This window comes from Shimwellia pseudoproteus, assembly GCF_016415625.1.
In the GTDB taxonomy this organism is placed as follows: domain Bacteria; phylum Pseudomonadota; class Gammaproteobacteria; order Enterobacterales; family Enterobacteriaceae; genus Shimwellia; species Shimwellia pseudoproteus.
This window is the reverse complement of sequence record NZ_WBXP01000099.1, coordinates 1-3,582: the sequence shown is the minus strand read 5'-3', so window position 1 is coordinate 3,582 and position 3,582 is coordinate 1. Positions and strand designations below refer to the sequence as shown.

2 protein-coding genes and 2 pseudogenes are annotated in these 3,582 nt (G+C 42.0%); all 4 read right to left on the bottom strand.

Features of this window, described 5'->3' with window-relative positions:
- Positions 1 to 97: 97 nt before the first annotated feature.
- Positions 98 to 697, bottom strand: a pseudogene (locus F9C28_RS19785) (UDP-galactopyranose mutase); the annotation flags it as partial.
- A gap of 14 nt (positions 698 to 711) precedes the next feature.
- On the bottom strand, positions 712 to 2,613 hold the full coding sequence (locus tag F9C28_RS19780) for a DUF4422 domain-containing protein (RefSeq protein WP_199016953.1): 1,902 nt from the start codon (positions 2,611 to 2,613) through the stop codon (positions 712 to 714).
- Positions 2,614 to 2,627: 14 nt separating this feature from the next.
- Positions 2,628 to 3,368: an ABC transporter ATP-binding protein gene (locus F9C28_RS19775; protein ID WP_199016952.1), complete on the bottom strand. Its 741-nt coding sequence runs from the start codon at positions 3,366 to 3,368 to the stop codon at positions 2,628 to 2,630.
- Positions 3,368 to 3,582: pseudogene (locus F9C28_RS20290) on the bottom strand (hypothetical protein); the annotation flags it as partial. The gene F9C28_RS19775 and the pseudogene F9C28_RS20290, both read right to left, overlap by 1 nt.

The window sequence follows — 3,582 nt, the reverse complement described above, 5'->3', positions numbered from 1 at the left end:
ATTCGATGTGTTTGCGGGAAAAAAATCGGCCCAGATCCGCGAAATTTTAATCAGCGAGTCAGCTTGGGAAGAAATGACCTGCTTATTCGCACCTTCCTTTGGTATAACCGTCTTTTGGCATTCCCTGGAATTTATGGTTGAAGTAGTTATCATCATAATTAAAACGTACAGGCAGACGTTTCAGGATCGAAGCCGGTAACTCAGCGGGTTGCATACCCCACTGTTTGATGGTGTAACCTTTGAAGAAGGCTTCGTACAGCTCTTTACCAATAAAGCGCAGCGCCTGATCTTCAAACGTTTGTGGGTGAGTGATAGAGCTATCACCTTTCTCTGCAATTAATGCTTTAGCCTCATCCGGGGAGCACGTTTTACCAAAGAACTGATTAATGGTGTGCAGATTAATCGGTAGCGAAAATACTTGCCCGTTAACCGTTGCTTTGACCCGATTGGTATAGGGCACCATTTCAGAAAATCGATTAACAAATTCCCACACAGTCTCATTATCGGTATGGAAAATATGTGGTCCATAGACATGGACCATCACATCGGTTTCTTTGTCACGGGCATCATAAGCATTACCAGCGCTGTGGTTACGCTGATCGATAATGGTAATTTTATGTCCTTGTTCAGCAAGCTGACGCCCAATAACAGCACCGGAGAAACCGGCACCCACAATTAAAATATTTTTAACTTTCATTGTTGTCTCTTGCATTATTGTCCGAGAATCATACGTCTTAATTTGTAGTAGTATTTTGTAATTAAATTACGTCGTGGAGAACCAATCGGCGCATATTTATTTAGATAAGGCTTTAATCTATTCTTAACTTTGGTCTGCAATAGGACCTTATTTTTTGCCGCTGTTGCCGCACCATTTGATAGTCCGAGCGCCCCTGACTGCAGACGATTCATGACAATATGCTCCCAAGCGGTACCAGCAATATTCTCCATAAAATCATCGAAGAAATCGACTTTCTCGGTATTCCAGGGCTTGTTCTCCCCCGCATAATGGATCATATTGGGTGCTTTACGGGCCTGAAGAAAACGCATATAGGTTGCGAATTTTAAATTTGGGAAAAAATCATCTGTATTACCGTTGCCATGATAGACGTTCCATTCCAGTGGCAAAAACTCCACCCGCCCATAGAACACTTTGTTCATAATATCCTGATCAAGGAACCAATATTTTTTTGCCTTCATAGTAGCCATCAGCTCAGCAAAAGTATTTTCCTCAACCATTTTAGCCACGTTAAAGATAATAATTCCGGCCTGGAAATAGGCATCCGGGTTAGTCATCCGCAAGGTTGATTTCAGATATTGCCCCGCGGGCATTATGCCGTCGTCGGATTCGGACATCGCACCAAACTTAACAAACCCTTCCATGACGATGTCTTTCACAGCACCAACCAAATTATCGCCCAATTTAACATCCATCAATTGGGCAAGGTCGGTTTTGACCACGGTATCCGAGTCAATAAAGATGACTTTATCAAACTCACGGAACAGCAGCGGAATAAATAGACGAGCATAAGTCGAAGCACTAAAATGTGCACGCGTATGCACACTGCTCATTTCACTGAAAACATTAACATCAAAGAAACGCAGACTTACATTTGGCCGCCCCTGAACCAGCGCCACCATACGCTGCTTATTCAGTATGGAAACTTTATTTTCCAGCACCACAATATCGTAGTTTTTCTTTGTATCGGCGTGGCGCAGGATGGAGTTAATTAATGCACCACCACTTACCGAATAATTATCATCAAAACTGATAACAATAGGCACCGACTGTTCAGTAAATACAGGCTCAAGCTTACCGTTGAATGTTTCGCTGGTAACAAAAGTACGCTGTAATTCTTTGAGTTTTAATTTATTATCCGATAATTGTTTAATAATATAAATATTAAACAGGCGCTCCGCGATATGACCAATTACCCGTTTTTCCTGGGCATTATAATTATTCATGAATATGCGTGTTTCCAGCACATCCAGAACAGAGAAAAGCCATTCAGAATAGGCAACAAACATGTCTCTTTTCATCACAAACATGTTGGTATAGTAGCCGTCTGTCGCATTATTAAAGGTTTTAATTGCCGGTACATACTGCGGATAAAGTTCAGCCACCACATCCAGTGCTGCCTGATAATCGGCAATATGTAAGAATTCACCTTTTTTATAGTGATCGTAGTTGTTCTCACTACCTGCGGAGGTCACAGACCATTTACGCGGCAACAGAAGATCATAATCACCCAGGGTTGTACGAATCGTATCTTCGCCCAGACCAAATTGTTCTTCATAATTGTCATCAATCGCCGGGGCATTAACTACTCCCCAGACATCTTCAGGGTAGTCCTGCTTTTCAGAAAAATTCAAATGGCGGCGATAATGCATAAAACCGACATAGTCCGCCAGTGCTTCATTTTTCCAGACCCAATAATGTGCTGTTAGCTCACAATAAAATGGATTTTTAAATGAAATACTGTCGCCAGTGTCATCTCCCTGACATCCAATGTCATTTAACGAATTTGCTTTACCAACGTGAAGAGGATGGATCACCGCCGCAGACAGAAAAGAGCTTGGCTTGTGATGGCAAGTATAAATTTTAATACTGTTCATTGAAAATCCAAAAATTAAGCCATAGCTTGTTTGTATTTTTCCACAACCTCGGTAGCAGGACCGATCTCGCGTAGGTGGTGATTTTCAATCCATACCACCCGATCGCAAATTTTCTCGACATCACTCATATTATGACTGACAAACAGAATAGTGACACCGCGGCGTTTAAAATCGTTAATCGTTTTTAAGCATTTGGTTTGAAAAGAGATATCGCCTACCGCCAGCACTTCATCAATAATCAGGATATCAGGGTCAACCTGGGTAATAACAGAAAAACCCAGTTTTGCCAGCATCCCACTGGAATACACCCGGATAGGTTCATCAATAAAATCGCCTAGCTCAGAAAATTCAATAATTTGATCAATACGAGCCTGTACATCTTTACGGCGTAACCCCAACAGCGTGGCATTAAGATAGATATTTTCGCGGCCGGTAAGTTCTGGGTGAAAACCTCCGCCAAGCTCCAACATTGAAGCGATACGTCCGTGAGTCGTCACAGTCCCCGATGTCGGTTTCATTACACCAGCGACCAGCCCCAGAGAGGTACTTTTACCCGCGCCATTGCGGCCAATCAGGGCAACCGCTTCCCCTTTATTTACCGTAAAGGAAATATTCTCAATCGCCAGATATTTACGCCCTTTAAATAAACCAAGCGCCCGGCGGGGATGAAAAAGCAGCTCTTTAATACCAGAACCAATATGATGATAAAGCGGATACTGCTTGGTTACGTTATCAAATTTAATTACTGGTTCCATTACAAGATCTCTGCAAAACGATATTTTAATTTATTGAACACATACTGACCGACGATCAATAAAATAATCCCCGATAAATACATAATGCCAATATGTTCATAATTTAACACGCCATTCGGCTTTGTTGAATAAATCGAACTTTTAGCCGAAATTAGGATCAGATCACCACACTCCTGACCCTGTAGCGACATCCTGTGACAAAGCAAAAGTTCAA

Coding starts and splice junctions, on each gene's coding strand:
- F9C28_RS19780 (WP_199016953.1), bottom strand. CDS start 2,613: ATGAACAGTATTAAAATTTATACTTGCCATCACAAGCCAAGCTCTTTT.
- F9C28_RS19775 (WP_199016952.1), bottom strand. CDS start 3,368: ATGGAACCAGTAATTAAATTTGATAACGTAACCAAGCAGTATCCGCTT.